Genomic DNA, 22425 nt, shown 5'->3' with positions numbered 1-22425 from the left:
GCATGACCGAACTTGGCGACAATCCAATCGTTTTGCGCATCGACGCGCGTCTCAAGGAGTTGGGCTTGAGCCGCGAGGCTGCTGCCGTCCAGGCCGGCCTGAGCCGCGATGCGATACGAAATCTTGCGCAAGAACCAAATCGCAAGCCGCGCGGCAGCATGCTCGAACGCTTGGCAGACGTTCTTCGCGTGCCGCCAGGCTGGCTGTTAACCGGCCACGACGCCGAGCAGGATCGTTTCACCCAATCGGCAGACTTCAGCCCATCTCCTGCAACGCAGCCAACGCGAAACGATGTTCCTGTGATGGGAACTGCGGCCGGGTCATTGATCCACGGTGATTTTGAAAGCTTTTCGACGAACGGCCCGATCGACCACGTCAGGCGTCCGCCGGTGCTTGTCGACGCCAAGGATCTATGCGCGATCTACATCACCGGCGACTCCATATCGCCCGAGCAAAAGCCGTGCGTCCTGCGATTTGTGCATCCTCATCGGCCGGTTCAACCCGGCTGTACGGTGATCGTTCAAACCCGCCGTTGGAACGACGATCCGAGTCAGGCCTACATCAAAACATTTGTCCGCCGGACAGCAGACCGCATTGTTGTTCAGCAGATCAACCCGGCCGCGACCATCGAGATCCCGATCGAGCACGTCCACACCATGCGGCGCGTCCTGACGATAAATGAGTTGTTTGGCGTGTAATTATCCGGCACAGATAATCTTCAGATCGCAGCCCTAAAGGGCGTTCGAATTTTATATTTTGCGTCAGCGCGGAGTCGCGACGCGACCACTATCCGAAACCGCAGTTCGATCGCTCAACAAAGCTGTTCAAATGATCCTGTTACGAAGAACGGGTCATGCTAGTCATTTCGGATTTCGGGCCGACACGGCCATTTGCGCGATACGCGACGAAGGTCGGCTTAGCGCCCCCCAATTGGACATTCATCAGCTCTCGGATCGCTCGCGAAAGCGGTCGCTCGTTCTGATCCGCACAAGGTCCCAGGTGGGCGGGAAGCGGAAGTTCGCTGCGCCGGACATGAACGGCGGCAACGTGCAGGGAGCAGGCGGCATATTGCACCGTCCAAACAGTTGGAGAAGCGCAGGCCAAGAGACCTAACGTTTGGCACCCATTAGATTGGCGGCGAGATAGTCGATCAGATCACCGTTCTGAGTACCTTGGCGGAAGCGTCGTTGCTCTTCAAAATCGATTGATGGCAGCATGTGGATGAATTGTTCGTCGGCATACAGGGCCAGCAACTGCTCAGGGTCGAGACCGCCACTGCGCAATCCAGCCAGATTGTTCCCGGCTTCGATTGCGGCACCGATCATCACGTCTGCGAGCTGCACCGCCGGGCTCTTCTTGGAATCCACTTGCTTGACCTCGGTCAGCTTCAAGGGGAAGCTGAGGGTCGTGATCTCGGTTGCACGGAATTGCGCGGTGTCGTTGTAGTAGATGAACCGCTGCAAAAGCTCATGATATGTGGCGAGGTTCTTGGACTGGTCGTGCTCAACACGATAGGGGCCATCTGCCATCACTTCCATCCGCGTTATCAGCGACTGCAGTACAACTATCGCTACGTCGGTGCTCAGTTCTGGGGTGGCAATGGCTTCTAGACATTCGGGGTCGGCGTACCGCGCGAGAGGCCCGATAACCTCAGGTATCTGCCCCCAGTTCGTCCCTCTGGCGGCTGCCACCAGTTCGTTGAGCACTCCGTCGGTTTTTTCCTTCATCGCTCGCTGAAAGGACACCATCAGCCTCTTGAACTGCGGCTTTCCGAGCAGAGTTGGCCCAGCCATGTGCAGCATGGAGGCCATCGCGTAATTCTGGCCATCCGCGTAGAAGTCGAAACCCCGTTCATAATAGTAGGGCTCCACGGCGTAGTCGACAAACATGAGCGTCAGCATGAATCGCTTGTCGCAGACGCAGGTCACGCACTTGAAGTCGCTCAAAAGGTCGCGCATCAGCCCAATTAGACGCGGGTGGTTGGTTTCCCGCCTCGACAGCGAACGGTATTTGAGCTCAGGCGCCTGCAATTTCGGAAAGTGCTGCTTAATCAGTCGCTTTGCGTCGTCATCAGCGATGGCGATCGCTGCCGCGCCCTGAAAACGTTGATCTGCGTTGAGCAAGTCAAACCCAGTATAGCCACTCTCGTCAATCCGAAAACATTCCATTGCCAAGCCATCCGTCCAGCACCACACGTCATAGGATAGGTGTCTATGATACTATTGACCAACCAATTCCCACCGAGTGTTAGCTTTCTGGAAGATGGACGTGGAACTTCACACCTGCGTGGACGCTGCATCAGGCAAGAATGTCCGAGAAGAGCTGGCTCCGGACCTTCGCCGCTCATTGGGTGAGGGGCCGGGAGCTACCTTTTACCCGAAACGTGAGAATGTCGGCTTCGCTTGTTCCATGGTCAGAACCCGCCATTCCCCTCCCGGCGCCGATGCTGCTGGGCTGCAACGCGCGCCCATCTCAGTCGTTCGGCGACCTATTCGACGAGCCCGAAAGCGGACGTCAATCGGACGCCGCTTGAACGGCAATGCTGTCGGACGATCCGGAACGGCAGCTGTGGATCCCTAATCGGGCTAAGCTGCCTTTCGTTCACGAAATTGGCGGCCCGCCCGACTAGCCATCAAAGGCTCGCATCATCCGCTTCCAGTCCCTCAATGAGGATCCGAAAGCGTTCGGCGTCGATTGCTGAAGCACGTCGGCGAGCAAGCCATTCGTCCGGCAACCCGGCGATCGCTCGAAAGCGAGGATAGAAGTCGCGCCGACGGTCTGCGTCTAGCGTCTCGAGCGCAAGCTTGGCCTTGTTGGACAGGCGTTGAGGCAGCCAGACCTCTCCGCGCCTGTTCGCGACCGCGATGAGGGACCGGTGGGTAAAGGGACTTGTATCGCCAGCGCGCAAGCTCGATTTCCCCCGATGATACTTCTGCAGCTTGAGTAGAAGGAGGAGGTTTCGATCCGTCGCCTCCAGAAGCGAATTCAACGCAGAGGTGCTGACGAATATTCGTGATCCCGTCTCGCTCCACGCTTGCTCCCCGCGGCCTCCTTCTGCACCCCAAGCCTCGGCATAAAACTGCGGGACGGCGTCGCTCGTCCATTGACGGACGACAGCATCACTAGGGACGACGCCGAGCGAATTCTTGGTGGGTTCTGTCGGGAACGGCCTGTCTAGGGCAGACGTACACCCGTAGGGGTCGTGACGGTCGAGCTGACGTTGGGTATTTGGCGTCTCTGCGATCCATGGTTGGACGCTATGACCCTCTTCCCCGAAATGGCGGGTAATTTCGTCCTCGTCATCCGGCAGCCAGCGAAAAAATGGCTCATCGGAAAGCAAGGTCATAGCCGCCGAACGAGCATCGGTCGGGTTCGCGAACACACTCTGGAGCGTCAGGGTTGTGTCCCGATTGATCGACCAACGACCGGACACTGGCGTCCATTCCGCCGCCAGTTTTCCGTCGCAAATGCCTAGCATCGGTGCCAAAAGCCCGGCATCTTCATGAATGGTGCTCCTCCTGTCACCGCACTCTGGCATGGGAACGTCTGATTCCCTGGCCAAATTGAGCGGATATGGATCGGTGAGATCAGCGAGCCACAATCCGTCATCGCGGGAAAGCAGGTATTCGTTCAGGAAAGCTGCCCAAGCGTCGCCGTTCCAATCTTCACCCACCACCTGACGCGACGAGAGAAAGTCGCCCGCGACAAGCATGAGGGCGTGCCAGCCGAGATATCCTCCATAGCGCTCACGATCGGGAACATAGCCGGAGGACCAACTCTCATCGTAGCTTGAGGTGCGCGGGCATACGTGCATTGCGCTGACGGTGCTGTCCCAACGCCGCACCCAGGCGCCAATACGATCCTCTACCTCCCAGCCAGGACAAGCGAAAACATGACACAGGCGCTCGACCTGATACTTGTTGAAATCGTAGTCTAGATGAAAGGCGTCCTCCGGTCGTGGCGAGGTGTCTGGCCGGGCGACGTAGCGGAACTCTCTATAGTCCACCTTGGAAGCGTGAAGGAAAGGCGAGACATTGGAGGCGGACAGCGTGCTGATGAGCGCCGCACCTTCCGCGGGGACGAGCGTGTGAGCAATTTCTCGCAATGTATCGATCGCGAACGACCGCATCACCACATGCGGAAAATCCGCGGACAGTGCGATGCGCTCAAAGAAGATCCGGTGTTGAGCTAGTCTTTCGGGATCGTCCTTGCTCACTCGCGCGAGCGCAATCAACAGCCAAAGCTGGGCGTGCATCGCATAGAATGGAAGTTTTGCGTCGCTGAAGGGCAGCCCCACGCCGGAGCCGAAACGGGCGATCAATAGATCTATGACATCAAAACGCCGGACCTTTGCTAAGCGCCTCACCGCGTGAACCGCACGCCAGCGCATCGCCGCGACGGGATGTCCAAGTCGAGCCCATACGAGACCAGCGACTAGCTCCGCCTCGTCCGCGGGGACTGAAAGTTGATCATTCCATGGGCCGTCGCCGACTTCGGTCGGCAACTTCTCGCCGCTGCTCGCCAAAAATCGTTCCAAACCATCGGCGATCGCCTGATTGCTGACGTCGGCGGCCAATCGAGCAGCCAATGCGAGCCAGGCGTTACCTCCCAATTCGTGCGCAATACCGCGGAGGCCGGCCACGACGTGCTCGACCAACGCTACCCGGTCAGCGAAGAAATACTTTTCGAGCCCTCGCCAGGCACCCCATGCGTCCGTGCTCGAGTTAGCAAGTTCCGCTGCATGTTTCGATGCTAAGCGCAGTGCAAGTTCTGGAAGCGCATCACGCATTGCAGCGGAGGTTTTACTCCACTCCTCGACGTAATCGTCCAGTGATCTGACCTTGTCCGCCAGCGTTGCATTGCTGGTTTCGACAACAGCTCTTACAAAACCGAGCCGCGCCGCCGGGGTGGATGCTCGCTTTGCAAGATCGAGTAAGGTTCGAACCGGCCATCGCCGACCGGTCTGATCCACTTCTTCGCTTGAGATTTGCCAATCGATCTCATCCGGGTCACTGAGATCCACCGGGAATATCGGGAGTGCTTCGGGACCGGCAGCCGCGGTCGATGACAATGGCGGTGTCACTGCCTCCTTACCACGGCGAGCAAGTAGCCCCTCGATCCGGCGGCGAGACGCCGATGCCGGAGGAAGCATCTGTCCAGCTAGTCGGTGCAAACCTTCGATCGTCTCCCGCGTCGGCGCGAGTTGATCGTCCCGATCAATCTCGACGAGAAGCATACTGAAGAACCACTCGTAGTGCTCCGGCGGAAGGGTCTTAAGCGCCTCGGACGCAAAATCCGAAATGTGCCAGGTCCACGCCTCTCCAGGCGGAGCTAAGCCGAACAGCGCCGCTGCGGTGGCGGGAGGAAGTTTCGATTGACGTATTAGGACCGTAAGCGCCGGACCAAGTGAAAGTCTCAGCCGCGCGACATCCCTGTCGTCAAGCCGAGCCAGCATCGCCAGCACGGCGCGACCGGCGATAGGTACCATCGTCTGAGCATATTCAATCCAAGGGAAACGCCCATCCTCACCTAGGTTAAGCTCCAGGATACGGGCCAGTGTGTGAGCCGCCTGCGCTGGCAATTCCGGGCCGGTATAGTGCGCTGTAAGTTCGAGCAAATGATTGGTGCGATCAAAGTCGTCCGAGCCGATGGCCTCTGCGAGGTCGAGCGCTCTTCTGACGTATGCCGCGGCTTCGTCGGTACTTACCCTCCACACCGCTCGTGCGAGCTGTCCATAGGCTGCCACTCTGGAACCGACATCTGTGTCGAGCTGAATTCTACGCTCAACCTGGCCGGCTAGGGTGAGTGCGGCATCATGACATGCCGGTATGCGCGAAAGTCTCGCCACGATTTCGGTAAGATCCGGGGTGAACATCCCCGGGGCACTCGCCAGCCAATCTGTCATTCGTTTTGCGATCGCTGGATTCAACGTGCCCAGCGCGTCGGCCACTTGGAATATTGCTCGAAAACCGGTCCGTGCGAGATATGCCTTTCCGTCGCGATAAGGGTAGTTTGAAGACCTCTCGACATCGCTAACAAGGCGATCGAACGCCGCATTCAACATCTCCGTCCGCGTGCGTCCAGCGGGCGGGCGGACAATGGTCGCAATGTTCTGAGAATATTGCACTAGCGGCCTAATCCGGCTGCTCAGAGCGCGCGAATAGTCCGATCGATCTTTGCCATTGAGTCCGGTACGTCGCTTTCGGCGCGGTTTGGTGCCGTCGTTTTTTGGCTCTGCCAGCTTCTGTTCAAGTGCGCGCGAAAACGCTGCTGCGCCGCGCCCGCGAGCACTTGCCGGGACGAGGTTGATGAGCTCTGAAGGCGCGATATCGATCAACGTGACGGGCCTTCGCCGAAGGGCCGATTTTACTCCGGCGGCCGCTACGGTCATATCAATGGTGCGGTCGACCGGGTAGTAGCTCGAATAGGCGTGGATGGATTGAACCTTGAGTCCGGCACCTTCTAAAAGGCTCATGCCCACTTCAGACAATCCAAGATCGGCAGCCCGGACTGCCGCCAGTACGCTCGCCATAGCCAAACCTGCGCTCTCGGCGGCGGTAGGCGGCGCGGCGGCCATCGCTCGGAGCATTTTCATATCTCGGATGTCGTCACGCGCAGTAAACAGCAGCGCGGCAGCGAAGAGTGAGCGTGATGGCAGGCGGCATCCTGACAATTTCGAAACAATGCGTACCGACGGGGCGTGAGACGTAATTCCGTGGCGTTCAAGAAGGTCGAAGAGATCTCTGAATTTTGCGAAGGCCGAACCGTCCTCTCTTCGTCCAAAAAACTCTGCTACGCGGACGTCGTTTCCGGCGAGCATTTCTACATATGCGAAGCCAACATCATCCCAATCTCCAGAAACGTCCGCAGTGTTAAACCAAGTGCTGCGTCGTGTTTGCGCTGCCCAGTTATGCCAGTCGATTGACCTACGGGAATGTCGCCGAGCTTCATCCTGATCGCCTACGAAAGCATTTGCCAAGGCCAGCGCAGCGTGCTTTCCCCCTGGCCAGCCAACATTCGTAACGGCGAGCCGTCTTAGCGCCTCGGGATCGTCAGAGACGGCTGCGAGGTCAGGATGCTCATAGAGAAATCGGTCGGAGCGCTCGTGACCGGCCGCAACGAGAGACGCCTCCAGCAACAGCTTTAGTAGATCATCTCGTCGGCCGAGTTCTCCTGTCAATGCTATGGCTGCTGTAATCCGGGCCAGGCGGATGTCTCTCGTGCTCACCTGCGTGGCACCTGCCGGCACACGAAGATCGTAAGCTAGCTGAATGAGCTGGTCGGTATCGCGAAGAGACGTCAGCAATGCCGGGAGCGCTCTGGCGGCGTAGTTCGACGTGAGTTGCCGGTCCTGTAGTGCGGCAATGACGCGGCTTCGGCTAGATTGATCGATCCCGTAGGTTGATCGAATTAGGGTTTCCGTCGGTTCGTCGCGGAACATCAGGCCATGGGGCGTGCGTTCGAGCAGCGGCGCCAGGTCGGTTGCGAAGCTTTCGACCTCTTCGGCCATCAGGCCTTGCGCGGCGGCGAGTTCCCCTATGGGCACCGGGGGCGCGAGCAGCGCGATTCCGGCGAGCAAGAGGTCGATGTCGGCGTTTGAGGCCCCCGCGTCCTCGCCGTGAGGCGTGCATCCTCAAGACGTTTCCGCAACAGAGCGTCGAGAAGATCGTGCGGTTCAGCGGGCGCATCGGGAAAAAGCAATGGGTCAAATGGGCGGCCCGATGTGATCAGGCTATCGAGACACCGTGGATTGCAACCCGACCGCGTAAGCAGCGCAGCAAATTCATCACCCGACGCATCCGGCACGCGCAGTGCAATCAGTGTTCGCGCTTCCACGTCTGTGAACGGCGGTATTTGGTATTCCCGATGGGCGCAGTCGCCGTTTGCGATCGCTAGCCTTTCGGTTCGACAGGAAGCGATCAATCGGACGCCGTCGATGGGGTCGACGCTTATGCTTCGCAAAAGGAGATGGGCAAACGACGTAGTAGCTGTTTCGTGTGCTGCTAGTCCCGCGTGGTCGATCGCGTCTAATACCAACGAGATGTGCGCTTCACGATGCGTGTTCCGGGCAGTAGCGACAGATTGGGCAAGGCGACGACGAAAGGCTTTTAGCAGGCTGGTTACATCAGCGACGGGAAGAAGAATGTCGCATAGTCCTTCGCCAGCGAGCAAGTTGGCTAGATGCACCAACGTTCGATCTGGAAGGTGTCGGTTGTCCGCTGGGTCACGCCACCGACCAGCGCCGAAGCCATCGAATAGGACTACCGGACCGTCAGCTCGAAGCTGATCGGCAAGTCCCTGCATCAGAACGGTCTTGCCCATGCCGCCTGCGGCGTGGACTATGAGCGGCGAACCTTGTTGTCGAGCCAGGGCTAGTATGTCGGCCAGCGCACCCCTTTGAACGACGTCGTCAACCTCTGGAAAAGCATCAGGCGTCGGATAGAGCCGATCCTCATGCTCAACCTCCAATTCGGCCAAGACGGCAACTCGGTCGACCCGCTTATCGGCTTCGCTGCCAGGACCGGCTTTGATTCTGATGAGGTTCCGGAGCTTGAGTAAGCGCTTCTCTGCGTCTGGGTCGCCGGGCTCGCTCCATGCCGCGAGCGTTGCAGAAATGACGCGTTCTGCGTCGAGCAGACTGCCCTTGCTTCCAACTAGTTCTAATCTGCGTAGCAGCTCGGAGGATCGATGAGGATAGTTCTCGAGAGCTTTCTCTATCTGCTTCGCTTGGCGAGCTATATCACCTTCAACCTCTGAGCCGGCAATAACCGCGGCAATGGCCAGCCCCAGATTATCGTGGATAGGTCTGTTGGTGGCGAATTCGTACCGGACGACATTTTGAACATGATCGTCACCATGAGTGGTACGAAGCTCGGCATCGGTGATCGCAAATTTCGAGAGGGTAGCAGCTAGGTCCGCGGCTCTCACCGCGATATCCGCGCTGGCGATCGAGTATTTGAACTGAACCGCCGTAGCCCGATGCGATCGAGCGACATCGGTCCCGCCATGGTATCGGACAAGGTCGGCAATTTCGACTGCGCCTGCTCCGAGGTCCTCCTCATCTTGCTCATCAAACCCTTCGAGCGTGATGGCAGTGAGGTCGGTCGACGGCAGAAGAAGCTCTAACGCCGTTCGTGCGGCCCAAGCCTCATGATAAGCGTGACCAGCCTTCGATGCTCGCACCTTATCAATAGCTATTGTGTCAGTGGCCGGAATTTCATCGCTCATCATCGATTCTTTTACCACGTGTTGTGTCTGCCTGAACTTAATCTACATCGGCTAAAGTGCCCGCTTCGATAGCGCCCTGCGACGAGTGTCGATCGCTTTCCCGAGAAAAGACGTTCATTAGCGACAGGTATCGTCAAAAGTGGAGTTAGAAGTCGAACGTCAGCTAGCGGCCCAGATCACGCGATTCGGATGCCGCGAATGCGACGAACGTCCGTTATTAGGCGAGCCCGTATGGATCGCCAATTTCGGCTTTGTTCGCGGCTACTGACCGAGACTTCGGTGCACCTGAATGTCAGCTTTCCCAATCTCTACGCCTGGGACCGGTCGGGCAGAAGACAGCCCCTGAGCGGACCTTAGCGGCTTTATCAAGACACTCCCGTGCGGCCCGTCAAAGCTGCCGTTCGAACGTGGTGCAGCATTTTGTAAATGCATTACATACTTTCGCCGAATGTTCAGACTGGTTACAGGTAGCTCATGGCGTACTTTTTTTTGGACGATAGTAAGCATCACTCCGGGGGTTTTCCCTCGCGGCCTTCGCCATTTGCGAAACAGACCCACAGGTCGAACTAGCCTCTCTCCATGTAAAAAACGGATTTGACCCATCTCTCTATGAGTTCAAGTCCTCTGCACGGATGAAAGACAATCCCAGATTGCGGAGTTTACGTGATGACCTCAAACAGTTCATTCGAAGCAGATGCAAGGTCTCTGTTTGCGTCGTCGAGGGAGACGAAAACATAGGTCCCGCTTCCCTACGTTTGCTTCAAAAAGCTCTCACGCACAAAAGATTCAAAGAACATCGGCATAAGGTTTACTTTGATGAGGGCCTGTTTTCTTCAAGGCAAGCAGCGGAGAAAATTGCTAGTGAGAGTGAGGGCCTCGAAAAATGCAGTTTCCATTTCGAGCAAGATTCAAAATCCGTTGCAGGCATTCAAGTTGCTGACCTCGCAGCTCACACATGCGGGATAATGCTTTTGGATGCGCTCGGGCATGTCGATAAAAAGGTGAGGATCAAGAATTCAGGCTATCTGGAGGAGGACGAAATCGAACTGGGCTTCGAGCTATGGGCCAGTTTACGGTATGAGTTCTTGAGCGAGAACAAAACAGATTTCAAAGACGAGTTTGATATCGCACTCGTGGCGGTAGAGCCTTACGGCCTATTCATTCATGATAGCGTTGGTGACGCGGTTACAGAAGCGGCGCGCGAACGATTTGGCGAAATGTATCTTGGCTGCATCCACTGAGCTAGTAGCTTGTACTGTCGTTGGGTGATGTTGGTTTTCGGCTCAAAGTTGAACTTGGTCTCCCCTTCGATCAACGACTGCTTTGCGCCAAATCCTGACGTCGACAGCCAAGGTGTTGCTTCGAGGCCGCGGGCAGAGGATGTCAAGGCTGCCTGATCGAGAACCGCGTTGCCAATATTCGTCACCGAATTTACATTGCACCATGGCATTAACCTGGTCGCAGAAAATTTCAATTAGGGGATAACAAGTGTCCGACGAGCGCGTCACCAAGAAGGAGAAGGACTTCTGGGGGAACGAAAGGGAGGTCGTCTACGAGAACGACCGAAAAGTAGGAGAGATCCGCAGCGAGGAACGTGGGGGATTCTTCGGATTCGGAGCCGAGACCGTCCGAGTCGAACGAGACACCTCTGGCAACGAGGTAGGCTACTCGAAGACCGAGGAACGTGGCGGGTTCTTTGGATTCGGTGCAGAGCCGACGCAGGTCAACTATGACACAAGCGACAACGAGACGGGCACCTCTCGCGTCGAGGAGCGCGGGGGCTTCTTCGGGTTGGGAACAGAGCACGTACGGGTCCATCGGGACAAGGACGGCAACGAGGAAGCCGTAAGTAAATGGGAGGACCGGGGCGGAGCCTTCGGCTTCGGTGCCGAACGCGTACGCGTTACCCGGCTCTCGGGGAACCAAGGGGCACAGCGGGGAAAGGTCGGCGTCGCCGACGGGTACTCGGGATCCTCGGGCGGATACGGCGGGACACCCGGCTCGACGCGTGCTGGAGGCCCGGGTAAACTTGTTCTATGGGCTCTGGGAATCGTGGTCCTCCTCGGCGTGGTTTCCCAGTTCTCCGTAGACCGACCGCGTGTTCCTCCGCCGCCGCCACCGCCCGTTTGGGTCGAAGCGGTACCGGTGCCGATTCATGCCCCCATGTTCAACACACCTCAGAAACTGCTCCGCTACACCTTTGGCTCCGTCTATCGACTGAGGTATTCCTTTATCATCGACACCGACGGAAGCGTCGGCGGCATCACCTACATCGATAAGTGCATTGTCGCTGCATCCTTCAACAATCCGCTGAACTCCCTCGGAGCGCCTGCCAAGGCATCGATGCGCTGGCCCGACATGCACGCGGGACCGGCGGGGGTCGCGCTCGCGAATTGGAGGTTCAGGCCCCAGGTCAACGGCGGCGAGACACAGCAGAGACGCGCTTACGTCGATTTCGTGATCCACAGCACCAGCAGGGATGCATGGCTGAAGCAATACGAAGTCCGTACTTCGCCGCCTGACAGGAGGCGGTGCTAAGGGGTTAGATCGCCGGCATTCGCTTGTGTTGCCATCGATCAACTCGCCAGCGTCAGCTTCTGGCCAAGAGCAGTCATTTCGAGGGCAACGCAATACCGGCGGCAATAGGGCCGCGAGGGGAACGTCCGCTCTCGATGGGTAATCAGAACAAGCGGACGCGATGCTGAGTGACTTGAGTGATTTGCCATCGCGACCTCAATGGTCGCATTGGCAAATCACGTGTTCACCTGCGCCTAGACTTTCCATTTGTCGTCCCATGTGTCGGCAAGCATAGGTACAGAAATTTCTTTTGGGCTTCCATCTTTCTTGAAGCTCTCCTCTCGGTGAACGGCCAAGCACAGGTAGATTATCGCGGCGCGTGCAAGTCCGATTAGCCTCAGCGCCTTCGCCTCGAAATCATGCCTTCCGACATGCAGGCCGATCTTTTCGGCTTCTGCATCATCAAAATTAACAAGGGTCACGCCCCATTGTTCGTGAATCTGGCAGTATTTGTGCTCAAGATGATGGCGCAGATGCGCCAGGGCTTCCGCGTCCGGTTCTGTGGCTTCCTGAAAGTCAGGATGATGAAGGTCTTTTGATAGCCAGAATAAGCCCCGAAGCGGCCAATTCTCCCTATCTTGGAAAAACGGCCGGATCGGTTTTGGGTTTCCTTTTGTCTCATACCAGATCGAGCTGAAGAACACTTTCTTTTCGGGAATGCCGAGTTCGAGGTAGTGGTTCAGGAAAAAGGCAATCTTATCGAATAACGCATACGTCATTCGATAGCCTTGTCGGGCCTTCTCGACGTTCACCCCGTAGCTCGGGTAGTCGAGCGTGTTTATGAGCTTCACGCCCTTGTCGGCGAAGTGCGCTGTGTCAGCCGTCATTCCCTCAAAAAGGAATAACCTTGCCGTAGTAAATTCCTGCTTGAGCTGATTGAAAAGTCCGAAGACTGTCGGCGGCATCGCTCCGACCTTGTCGAAAGGAAGTGTGATCGACGGCAGAACCAAGCTGTCGGCAGCGGCAATCGAGTATGTACCGAGGTCATTCATGGGATTGAGAAACAACCGTTTCTCCAAGCACCAACGACGATAGGCCTTCTCTGCCCTTGAGCGGCCCAGACTGTGCTCCTCTTCCAGGTTCTCATTGGCGGATGTGACATTGAGCCACGTTGAAATATCTTTCGCTCGCTCGGCAAAATAAGGAACAAGCTTTGCGTTCTCCGTACTTTCGTGCACAGCATCACGAGCTGTTGCTGCCACGAAGTTATCGTGAGCTTGCGCTGCAAGGAGTTGGGAGTGTCCGGGATCGCTGACTGAATCAGCATAGCTCAGCAGCCCCAAGCCTTTATTGAAGAGCGCCATGGCAAAGCGCCCCTCAATCGCGAGAGCTTTGTCCCAATAGTGAAGGGCTTCCACAGGGCGGCCAACTGAATTGAGCTTGCTGCCGAGATTGGTCAGAATTTGGCAGCGCCTGATTGGATCGAGTTTTTCGAATCCTTTATGCCTGACGGCCATACGCAGTTCGAGCAACTCGCTTTGGAGATGTTCCATCTCCCATTGCCATGATCGCGCCAGTCCCTCGTGGTGCTGGCGGTTGTTGAATGCGTTTGCGCGAAAGTAGTGCAGGAGAACTGCATCTTCATCGTGGATTGTCTTGCATGTCGCAAGCTTGTCGAGAACCGCAAACGCCCGGTCAGTGAGCTGCGGATCGCTCAGGTCAAAGCCTTCATCAATGTACTCACCCGCCTTGGCGAGCGATTTCTGGAATGTGGACTTGGCCAATAGACCTCGCATATTTGGGATGAGTTTGCGTTGACCAATTTTACGGCCAACGCTGTGCGAGCCGCAATAACTTTACTCCGAATTCTATTAAGAGGCTGCTCAATCCCGATCAAAGCGTGCGCTTAGCATCGGCGATAAAATTTCATTCTAGCACTTTGTCTGCTATGAGGAACCCGCGAGAAACGCTTGAACGACCTAATTGGGGGCGCGAAGCCGCCATCAGGTGAAGATCCGGCCAATGTCAGCTATGGGCCGTAAGCTGCCATTTAAAGCTACCTATCCTGAATGTCCCCTATGCGGACCTTCCGGCCGTTCGCCGCACCTGCAGCCTCACCTTCTCTACTTATTTCCATATTTGCCCGAGAAGCAAAGAGCCGCCTGATGGCGGTGCAGCATGCCGGGCGTGCTGCCTCCGATAGCGGCCATCCACATTCCGCTTCATAGACGGCAAACTCCTAACGCGCAGCTAGTATGCGGGGCCGGTATGTTAACCGTATAGAGCCGACGGTTCCACAAAGATGATTGTGGAGCTCAGGCTCTATCTGAGACGCATACAAGGAGTACGTCAGTCGATGAAGAAGCGGGCGGCTCATGTATAGAGCGGAACCGTCCTATGACCGCCTGACGGTCGGTCACACCACCACCACCGTGCCGCCGATCTTCATTGCATCGGCTATCGGTTTTGGGAGAAGGCTAGGTAGCAGCCTCCGCAAAGGATGAAAGCCATACCGCCCCATGTCGCGGCCAACGGAATTTCGCCGAAAAAGAGCCATCCGAAAAGGGCGCCCCAGATGATCCAAGTGTAGCGGATTGGACCGATTAGGGCGGCATCCGATCGTCTGAAGGCGAAGATGTTGCAGAGCTGGCCCGCCAGGGCGATTGGTCCCAGAAGAAGAAGCAAACCGGTTGCGGCGGGACCGAGTGAATTCCAAGAAGCCGCGGCCGGAACCGAAAAGAGGACTGTTCCGAAAAGACTGACATAGAAAAGTACGCTCACGCTCATCTCTGATCGCGCCAGCTTCTTAATCATGATGCTCTCAGTTGCCACGAGAAGCGCACCTAGTAGTGCCACACTGGCCGGCAACATGTCCTCAAGCTGCACCGTGGCCGCCCCGCTGGCAAGAACGACTACGGCTGCCCCGAGAAGGCATAAAGCGGCGGCCGCCCACTGCTTGGCGGAAAAGCGTTCGCCCAACAGCACCAAGCCTAAGATGATGACGAACAGGCCGTCCAAGAGTCCGATTGCGGTTGCACTGGTTACCGACATATGGCTCGCGGCGTAGATCGCGGCCATGCCGCCGCCGCCCCCGGCCATGGCTCGCAGCCCATGCACCGGCACCTGCCGCGAGCGCACCTTGGCCCGTTCAGAAGGAAAAATGGCGATCCAGAGTGTCATCGCGATCAGCGCGCCGACGTATCGGAACCAGATGAGCTGGCCTGCGGAGATATCGCCGCCGCTGAGCCTTCCAGAGATGTAGATGAAGCCGAACAGCCCTACGCCGAGGAATGCCCAGAACACCCCGGTCAGGTTGCTGCCCGCAAGATCCGGCTTCATTGTCGCATAGGTCATGGGGGCATGTCTTTATGAGAGGTTAGTGTCAGAAGAGGAAGCGCAAGCTGGAGGGGCTGGTCCCGAAGGCCGACGTGACGAACTCGTGCTGCACGCCACCCATCCATTTGGCGATGCGCGGGATCGTAGGGGCGCAGTCTGTCCCGTGGAAGTCGGTCGTGAGGAAGCACATGTCGCCCGTCGTGAGGTTACCGCCTCGCGCGGATTTGGCAGCGATGGTCGAGATGTTCATTGATTGCCGTCCAAGGAACCTGTGAGGCGAACCATCGGGACCTATGCACCAGGCCGGTAGCTCCGTTTTCCCGATGCCTTGCTGATAGCGGCTCAGGGTCAGCCAGCCTGCACCTAGGAGAGCCACGTCCTCACCGTTCGCCGCCTCGACTGCGTATGACCGCTCATAGCCAACCGTCTCCCCTACCTGACGGTGCACGACATCACAGACAGCCGTGGATACGTGCATCACCTGGGACGTGTTCCGCTCGCCATGCCCGTTGCCCTCCGTCAATCCGAGGAGCGAGCTGCCGATGCGGTCGAATACAGCACAGCCGAGATCTAGGAGACTATCGCTCTGTCCGAACGCACAGGACGACGCGGATGAGTAGGCGGATAGTTCTGGCAGCTTGCGACCATTCTCCCGCATATGACGCAAGAGCACCGACACCGCAGCGCGAAACTTGTCGATGGCAACGCGGCTCGGGTCGTCTCGATCCGACGGGTCTGCGCTTCCGGCATCCGGAAGATGGCAGGCGATGCTCGCGACCGTTACATTCGGCATGGCCATGATGTCGCGCGCTAGGACGTCAATATCATTAAGGTCCCTGAAGAAGAACCCGTTCCGTCCTAACCCGGCCGCATCTAGGCTGAGGTGGATCTCCGCGCGGGCCCCAAAATGGGCGTAAAGACGGGCGATCCGCTCGATCTTGTCGCGCGAGGCGGCCATCTCGCGGATGCGCCACCCGGCGCGGGCGGCCTGGCTGATTTCGGCCTCTGTCCCGACCCTGAGCCGGAGGAGCGGGGTGTTGGGGGCCATCTTCCGCAGCGCGACGAGCTCATGGTTATCTACGGCTGCCATGTGAGTGCACTGGTCAAGAAGGCACGAGCCAACGAGGCCGATGCCATGCCCATAGGCATCGCCTTTCAGGACCGCGCAGAGGCCTCGCGCTCCAAGTCGACGTCGGATGATGCCGACGTTTAGGGATAGCGCCTCACGGTCAATGCCCACCAACACCGGCCTCCCGCCGTCGCGCTGTTGAGATGCCAAGGCCGCTCTGTTGAACCTCCGCCTGCGGGATGCACTGAATGACGAATCGGAATGCATGTTCATGGCGCTGCCCTTCAGGGATTGTAACCAGCGTGCCGGGGGAGCGGCGGGTGACCGGCGACGGCCTCGAAGGGCTTCCGGCCCCACGTCATCCGGCACCACCCTCGGTAATGTCCTCAAGGCTTTCCTTGTCTTGGGGCTGTCCCACGTTGCACGCAGGTCGTCCGGCCAGCGATCGAGCCATTCCGGATCAAAAAGGGTCTCAACATATCTCACGCCGTGATCGGGAAGGATCGTCAGCACGTTGCGGTCCGGCTCCCGTTCCGCATGCCACTTCGCTACCGTCAGCGCGGCTCCGCTCGACGCGCCGACCAGCAGCCCGGTCTCGGCGTGAAACTGATGGACCTGCCGCACCATCTTGGGAACCGGCACCCAGTGGACCTCGTCGCAATCTTGGAAGCTGACATTGCCCATTGGAATGCCGGCGCCCATAGCGAGAACCTGCTCGAAGGACTCACGGCACATCCGTGTGATTTTGCTGGCTTTCGCCCCGAAAATGACACTCCTGTTGTGGTCGACCGCAACGACTTTCAGGCTGGGGTTATCTTCTAGCAGGACGCGGGCGAAGCCAAACAGGGATCCCCCCGAGCCGACAGTTCCGACGAGCGTGTCAAAACGGCGGCCTTCATCGAGGAGCTGCGTGGGAAAAGGGCGATAGGACGCGGCATTCAACGGGTTCGTGTATTGCTTGGGCCAGAAGGCGTCAGGGTTCTCTTGGAGCAGCTCTGCAAGCACGCCAAGCCGCGCCTGCTGGATCCCGCCTTCGCAGAGATTGCTCTGATTGACCACATGGAGCTTTGCCCCGAGACTTTCGAGTCTCCAGCGAACGACTTGGGAGACTGGCCCTGTGACGAGGGTGAGGCGTAATCCGAATTGGGAGCACAGGATCGCGAGCGCAAGGGCAAAGGTGCCCGAACTGCTTTCGATGACATGACTGCCGTGCACCAAGCGCCCGGATGAAAGCGCGTCCTCAATGATGCTCTTTGCCGGCGTGAATTTCATGAGGTCGAACTTCGCTGCGGTCAGGTTCGGGCGGAGGTTGACGAACATCGGCTCGGAGAAGGTCCGAAGCACACTGGGGTGGGGCTTGGCAAAATTGATGGTCATGGTGAACTTTCCGATGTCAGATTCTGTAAAGACCGAGATAGCGGCTGCCCCATGACGTGATTTCCGATGAGGCTTCATTTAGGCTGGATTGGAGGGGGAGAGCATCAAGGGGAAAAATTAGTCCTGCGATCGTTCCCGAGTGAGAAATGCAGATACCCGACGCACTCACCGTCTTCCGGAGTACCAGCAGGTGCTCAATATTGCTCTTTGGGTATTTCCGCTCGTTGATCATGGCGCTTTCCGTGGCGATCGCCGCCACGGAGCGGACGTCGCCGTCGCGGACTGCAAGTCTCAGGCGTTGCAGGAGCTCGTCGAAGTGGCCGATTTCGGCAGCGGAGTATTCGGCCGGAGGCATGTCATCGGTAACGAAGACTTCGCCAGGCATCATGTTGACGCCAAGGACGTAGAAGGGCGGAAGCCTGACGCCGAAATCCTCCCTGACCTTGCCATCGCGCTGCGCGAAAAGCCTTACGTTGTGATCCAGCATCGTGGAATCGCACGCGTCCTCGACGCTGAGCACGAGCGCGACGAGATCATCCATGCCCGTCAGGTGTCCGCATGCCTGATCCAAGGCGCGGACGGTGGCAACGATATCGGCAGTTGATGAGCCCATTCCGATGCCAGGTGGGATGCTACTGACGATGTCGATCCGGAAATCTTGATCACGCGGCACATGGTGGAGGTTGCGGTATGTTTCTGCGGCCCGTGCCACCTTGCTCAGGCCGCGGGGCGCCTCGATGTTGCCATCCCCGGGAAAGATGATCGCGCGAGCAGTCGAGCCGACGCTCCGGCACGACAGCGTCACCAAACCCCTGAAGCTGCCTCCCTGGCCATCGCTAAACCGCCCTTGCAGCAGTTCCCCGAAGTGCCCCGAGCAATGGCCGACCCCCTGCCACAGCCAGCTATGGAGATCCAATCTCTCGAAATTCACCATCTGCCGCATGCTCGCACCCGGATTGCGTTGCAGCGCGGCACACGCTCATGAAAATGCATGGCACCATACCGCAGCAGATAATTGTAGAAACACGCTCCCCGCCTATCGCGCGGGCAGCCCATACTAACAAATAGGTAGAAGTTACCCCTACGGTCATGACCATATCTACCGAGATTCACAGAGATCAAATAGAGATGTTCACGTCTTCCATTCATTTGTGATATGGATAAGCGATGAAGTTGACGACGACCCAGATCGAAGCCTTTTCCGCAGTCTTGGCGATGGGAACAGCGACGGGTGCGGCGAGTATTCTCAACACATCTCAACCCTCCGTCAGTCGTTCCATCAAGCAGCTGGAAGACGCGACGGGGCTGCGGTTGTTCGACCGCTCTAAAGGAGGTTTCCTCCCGACCGCTGCGGCAGCGGAGCTGTCGGCGGTGATCGAAGAGTCCTACCGCGGCATGAACGACATCCGCAGGACGGCCGAGGCTATCAGGAAGCGTGAAACAAAGCACATCCGCATTGCCTGCCTGCCGGCATTCTCAAACATGTTTCTTGCCGACGCTATCTCGAGGCTGATGGAGAGGGATCCTGCCCTCTCCGTCTCAGTCCAGTCCTTGCTGTCGAAGGAGGTGCATTCAGCGGTGCACAAGGGCCTCATCGACATCGGCATTGCTGCCTACGAGGTGGATGATCCCAACCTTTCGGTTCACCGGTACACGACCATGAGCGAGGTCGTCTTACTGCAGCGCTCCCATCCGCTGGTAGAGGAGGAAGTGATCAGGCCACAGCATCTGTCAGGGCAGAACCTGATCCTGCTGTCGGCCTTCGACCCGTATCGCATCCGTCTTGATAATCTTCTTGCCTCCGAGAATGTCTACCCGTCCAGGACGCTGGAGGCGGAGACATCTGCCGGAGCCTGCGCCTTGGTAGCCTGCGGGATGGGCGCGGCGATTGTGAACCCGATAACCGCTCTGGAATATCTCGACAGGGGACTGGTGATCAGGCCGTTTTCTCATGACCTTCCCTTCGTGACGACCGTCGTCTCCGCAAAATCCGGCTCGCAGCCAAGGCTCGTCCGCGAGTTCGAGAAGACCCTTATAACGAAACTTGCGTTGGCGAAGGCCGAAATCGCATGCGGCCTATGCTCTCAATGACAAATGTCCTCTGACCTGAGACCCGACTCTCTTAATCCGGTCTCGCTGCACAGCCAGTGTGCCACCGAAGCGCCAGATAACTCTTTGCAGAAATCAAAGCGGCCTTGCTGAGCCCTCACATGGGTTTCTAAAGATGGCAACGGCGGTGAGGAAACCTGCGCGATCCGCTTGTCGCAACTGCTAATGCCGCGGAAAGCACGGGTAATGGTAATCCTCCCCGTTTTAACGGGGCGCAGAAGTAGAATTTACGCGGCCATCTTCAGTTTCTGGACGGGTGTCATCCCGCCGTTGCCCATGTTGGGGCGTTCGTTGTTGTAGGACCACAGCCACTCGGTGGCAATCTTCTGCACCTCGTCGATGGTTTCGAAGATATGGAGGTCCAGCCATTCGTGCCGGACCGTCCGGTTGTAGCGCTCGACATAAGCGTTCTGCTGCGGCTTTCCGGGCTGGATGTGGGCCAGCGTGATGCCATTGTGCTCAGCCCATTCCATCAATGTGCCGCTGATGTATTCCGGGCCGTTGTCGACCCTGATCGTCTTCGGCGCGCCGCGCCATTCGATGATCTGGTTTAGCGCCCGGACCACGCGTTCGGCGGGAAGAGAGAAGTCGATCTCGATGCCTAGGCCTTCACGGTTGAAGTCGTCCAGCACGTTCAGCAGCCGGAACTGACGACCGTCGCCGAGCCTATCAGCCATGAAATCCATCGACCAAACCTCGTTTACGCCTTCCGGCACCGCCAAGGCTTCAGGCTTGTCCCGCTTCAGACGCTTGCGCGGCTTGATCCGCAGGTTCAGTTCCAGCTCGCGGTAGATCCGGTAGACCCGCTTGTGGTTCCAGCCATGCCCTTGGACGTTGCGCAAATACAGGAAGCACAGGCCGAAGCCCCAGGTCTTCCTTGCTGTTGTCAGCCCGAGCAGAAGATCGGCGATCTGCTCGTTCTCATCGTCCAGCTTCGGGCTGTATCGATAGCACGTCTCGCTGACCTCGAAGGTCCGACACGCCAGCGCAATGCTGACGCCCTTCATCGCCACCGCCTTCACGGCCAACTCTCGGCGCCGAGCTGGCCGGATCATTTTTTCCGAGGCCTCCTTCAGAAGGTCATTCTGCATGCTGACATCGGCATACATGCGCTTCAGGCGACGGTTCTCCTCGGCCATGGCCTTCATCTCGGAAATCAGGCTCGCATCCATGCCGCCATACTTCGCCCGCCACTTGTAAAGCGTCGCACTGCTCATGCCGTGCGCGCGGCACAGCTCGGCAGCAGGAACACCGCCCTCCATCTGGCGCAGCACGCCCATGATCTGCGCTTCGGTAAATCGTGTCTTCTTCATCGGAATCTCCTCGTTCATCCTGCCGAGAAAATTCTACTTCCGTATCCCCCTAAGATCGGGGGATTACCCCCGCACCAACGGCTGCTTTGGAGAAGCTGCACCGCAGCAGCAGGTCGGGCCTCATAATCCGCTACGACTCAACTCTAATTGCTGTGACTGCACTCGCTGCGACAAGCATGAACGTCGGAGATGGGCTCGAAGCAGACATCGACAAATCGAACGTTGAACGACCGGGATGGGGACGCAAAGTGGTCGTGTCAGGAATTTCTCCTCGACGACCGCTATGGAGCCGATTCCTGTCCTTCCGCTAACGCGTGGTCGCCAGCATAAACAGTTGTGAGATGTTGGCCGGCGGTGACCGCTACCGGCCCATTGCAGCCGTTCGCAAAGAGACGTGTGAACGGCCGCAATGGGCCGGAGTTTTACACCGCAAAACGGATCAGTTTTGCGATTGAACCTAATGTTCATTCGAATTTTGATAGCGCGCTTCTAATACACTCCACACAAACATGGCGAAAAATAAAAACAAGGCCCATAACAAAACCAGTCTTCCTACCCAGAACTTCCAACTCGTCAATCTAAGTTGCCAATTTTGGGTGGTGTCGTGGAATATTGATCCAAGTGAATATGCAGGCAACCGAAACGCAAAAAATAGATCTTCGACTAAATCAAAAGTAAGAAAGACGAAGCAAACTAATACTGAAATACGCAATGCGTACGTCACATTTTCGCGATTAAAAGATCGAGAACTAAATAATAGCCAAGAAATTGATATTAATAGGTAAAATACTGCGAGAATGCACATTGCCCAAAATGTAGGCGCTCCAAGTCTGCCTGAGAATCCAAAGATTTTAGGAAATTCGATCCCCATATCCCCACTGTTTAGTGCCGGTGTATTTTCAAGCAAACTTAAGCCGAAAAATAATACTGAAAGCACGACCAATATAGCGAAGGTGGAATAGCTCTTATCCCAAGCCTTTGCATCCTCAGCTACGGCAAGGAGACTTACTTTCCGAGGGCTAATTACGATATCGAATAGCAATTTTGGTAGTAAAAATATTGATGAAATGATCTCGAATGTGAAACTCATTTTGGTAAACCTTCAACGGGAAATGAGATGTTACCAACGAGATGCTCTCGTGATGGATGTAATATTTCATCTGGAATTTTAGCTATTTTGTGGGGCTTGGCAAAGTGCAATTTCGGCCACATAGTTGCCCCTCGTCACTTCTGCAAACATGGCAGCTTCGCGCCCCCAGTCCCGGTCATTGAGCTGCTCTTGATCTGATCCTGAAAGCAGCCGCTCGCCGCTGGGCGAAAGAAGCTCGAGCAAGGCGCGGATCGAGGGCCGGAACGATCAGGCCGCCTATAGCGGATCGTGGCTTCAGGTCCCGAAAAACGACAAGCGGGCGGTCTTCACGCCCGCCGTACATGCGCAGCGAGCTGTCGACTACCTGCACGGCCTAAGGAAGTCTT

At 57.3% G+C, this 22425-nt stretch carries 13 protein-coding genes and 1 pseudogene; 5 read left to right on the top strand and 9 right to left on the bottom strand.

Features of this window, described 5'->3' with window-relative positions; translation table 11 throughout:
• The first annotated feature begins 2 nt into the window (after nucleotides 1-2).
• Nucleotides 3-698: a helix-turn-helix domain-containing protein gene (locus tag D1F64_RS06725; RefSeq protein ID WP_117411800.1), complete on the top strand. Its 696-nt coding sequence runs from the start codon at nucleotides 3-5 to the stop codon at nucleotides 696-698.
• Nucleotides 699-1109: 411 nt separating this feature from the next.
• Here the strand turns inward: D1F64_RS06725 and D1F64_RS06720 are convergent, their stop codons facing one another.
• The 3 genes from D1F64_RS06720 to D1F64_RS23725 form a co-directional block, all read right to left on the bottom strand.
• Nucleotides 1110-2168 (bottom strand): DUF3800 domain-containing protein, encoded by a 1059-nt coding sequence (locus D1F64_RS06720; protein WP_117411799.1) that lies wholly within the window; start codon nucleotides 2166-2168, stop codon nucleotides 1110-1112.
• Between the two features lie 464 nt (nucleotides 2169-2632).
• A complete protein-coding gene (locus D1F64_RS06715) occupies nucleotides 2633-7579 on the bottom strand; it encodes a hypothetical protein (RefSeq protein WP_205470677.1) in 4947 nt (1648 codons plus the stop codon).
• Nucleotides 7537-9231 (bottom strand): NACHT domain-containing protein, encoded by a 1695-nt coding sequence (locus tag D1F64_RS23725; protein WP_205470676.1) that lies wholly within the window; start codon nucleotides 9229-9231, stop codon nucleotides 7537-7539. The genes D1F64_RS06715 and D1F64_RS23725 overlap by 43 nt, the downstream gene beginning before the upstream one ends.
• A gap of 629 nt (nucleotides 9232-9860) precedes the next feature.
• Here D1F64_RS23725 and D1F64_RS06710 point away from each other — a divergent pair.
• Nucleotides 9861-10469, top strand: coding sequence for a hypothetical protein (locus tag D1F64_RS06710; RefSeq protein ID WP_205470675.1), 609 nt, complete (start codon nucleotides 9861-9863; stop codon nucleotides 10467-10469).
• A gap of 247 nt (nucleotides 10470-10716) precedes the next feature.
• Nucleotides 10717-11766 carry a hypothetical protein gene (locus D1F64_RS06705; protein ID WP_117411798.1) on the top strand — a complete coding sequence of 350 codons (1050 nt, stop codon included), beginning with the start codon at nucleotides 10717-10719 and terminating at the stop codon, nucleotides 11764-11766.
• Nucleotides 11767-11999: 233 nt separating this feature from the next.
• Here the strand turns inward: D1F64_RS06705 and D1F64_RS06700 are convergent, their stop codons facing one another.
• From D1F64_RS06700 to D1F64_RS06685, 4 genes are all read right to left on the bottom strand, one after another.
• Nucleotides 12000-13529, bottom strand: a complete 1530-nt coding sequence (locus D1F64_RS06700) for an LA2681 family HEPN domain-containing protein (protein WP_162901362.1) — start codon at nucleotides 13527-13529, stop codon at nucleotides 12000-12002.
• 673 nt (nucleotides 13530-14202) lie between these two features.
• Nucleotides 14203-15099 carry a DMT family transporter gene (locus tag D1F64_RS06695; RefSeq protein ID WP_117411796.1) on the bottom strand — a complete coding sequence of 299 codons (897 nt, stop codon included), beginning with the start codon at nucleotides 15097-15099 and terminating at the stop codon, nucleotides 14203-14205.
• Nucleotides 15100-15127: 28 nt separating this feature from the next.
• Nucleotides 15128-17527, bottom strand: coding sequence for a pyridoxal-phosphate dependent enzyme (locus D1F64_RS06690; protein WP_162901361.1), 2400 nt, complete (start codon nucleotides 17525-17527; stop codon nucleotides 15128-15130).
• A gap of 16 nt (nucleotides 17528-17543) precedes the next feature.
• Nucleotides 17544-18470, bottom strand: a complete 927-nt coding sequence (locus D1F64_RS06685) for a hypothetical protein (protein ID WP_117411794.1) — start codon at nucleotides 18468-18470, stop codon at nucleotides 17544-17546.
• Nucleotides 18471-18694: 224 nt separating this feature from the next.
• Here D1F64_RS06685 and D1F64_RS06680 point away from each other — a divergent pair, with 224 nt between their 5' ends.
• Nucleotides 18695-19618: a LysR substrate-binding domain-containing protein gene (locus D1F64_RS06680; RefSeq protein ID WP_117411793.1), complete on the top strand. Its 924-nt coding sequence runs from the start codon at nucleotides 18695-18697 to the stop codon at nucleotides 19616-19618.
• A gap of 245 nt (nucleotides 19619-19863) precedes the next feature.
• On the opposite strand, the gene D1F64_RS06675 is transcribed toward D1F64_RS06680, so the two are convergent.
• Nucleotides 19864-20949, bottom strand: coding sequence for an IS3 family transposase (locus tag D1F64_RS06675; protein WP_117414474.1), 1086 nt, complete (start codon nucleotides 20947-20949; stop codon nucleotides 19864-19866).
• A 457-nt stretch (nucleotides 20950-21406) separates the two neighbouring features.
• Nucleotides 21407-22039 (bottom strand): hypothetical protein, encoded by a 633-nt coding sequence (locus D1F64_RS23175; RefSeq protein ID WP_162901360.1) that lies wholly within the window; start codon nucleotides 22037-22039, stop codon nucleotides 21407-21409.
• Between the two features lie 250 nt (nucleotides 22040-22289).
• On the opposite strand from D1F64_RS23175, the pseudogene D1F64_RS24335 reads away from it, so the two are divergent.
• A pseudogene (locus tag D1F64_RS24335) lies at nucleotides 22290-22418 on the top strand (antirestriction protein); the annotation flags it as partial.
• Nucleotides 22419-22425: the final 7 nt, after the last annotated feature.

The sequence above is a fragment of the Breoghania sp. L-A4 genome (assembly GCF_003432385.1).
Taxonomy (GTDB): domain Bacteria; phylum Pseudomonadota; class Alphaproteobacteria; order Rhizobiales; family Stappiaceae; genus Breoghania.
The sequence above is the reverse complement of the archived record's forward strand: the minus strand, read 5'-3'. Positions and strand labels throughout refer to the sequence as shown.

Bases quoted from the DNA above. Each gene is read 5' to 3' on its own strand.
- D1F64_RS06685 (WP_117411794.1), bottom strand. From the start codon at position 18,470: ATGCGGCAGATGGTGAATTTCGAGAGATTGGATCTCCATAGCTGGCTG.
- D1F64_RS06680 (WP_117411793.1), top strand. From the start codon at position 18,695: ATGAAGTTGACGACGACCCAGATCGAAGCCTTTTCCGCAGTCTTGGCG.
- D1F64_RS23725 (WP_205470676.1), bottom strand. From the start codon at position 9,231: ATGATGAGCGATGAAATTCCGGCCACTGACACAATAGCTATTGATAAG.
- D1F64_RS23175 (WP_162901360.1), bottom strand. From the start codon at position 22,039: ATGAGTTTCACATTCGAGATCATTTCATCAATATTTTTACTACCAAAA.
- D1F64_RS06710 (WP_205470675.1), top strand. From the start codon at position 9,861: ATGAAAGACAATCCCAGATTGCGGAGTTTACGTGATGACCTCAAACAG.
- D1F64_RS06725 (WP_117411800.1), top strand. From the start codon at position 3: ATGACCGAACTTGGCGACAATCCAATCGTTTTGCGCATCGACGCGCGT.
- D1F64_RS06720 (WP_117411799.1), bottom strand. From the start codon at position 2,168: ATGGAATGTTTTCGGATTGACGAGAGTGGCTATACTGGGTTTGACTTG.
- D1F64_RS06695 (WP_117411796.1), bottom strand. From the start codon at position 15,099: ATGACCTATGCGACAATGAAGCCGGATCTTGCGGGCAGCAACCTGACC.
- D1F64_RS06690 (WP_162901361.1), bottom strand. From the start codon at position 17,527: ATGACCATCAATTTTGCCAAGCCCCACCCCAGTGTGCTTCGGACCTTC.
- D1F64_RS06675 (WP_117414474.1), bottom strand. From the start codon at position 20,949: ATGAAGAAGACACGATTTACCGAAGCGCAGATCATGGGCGTGCTGCGC.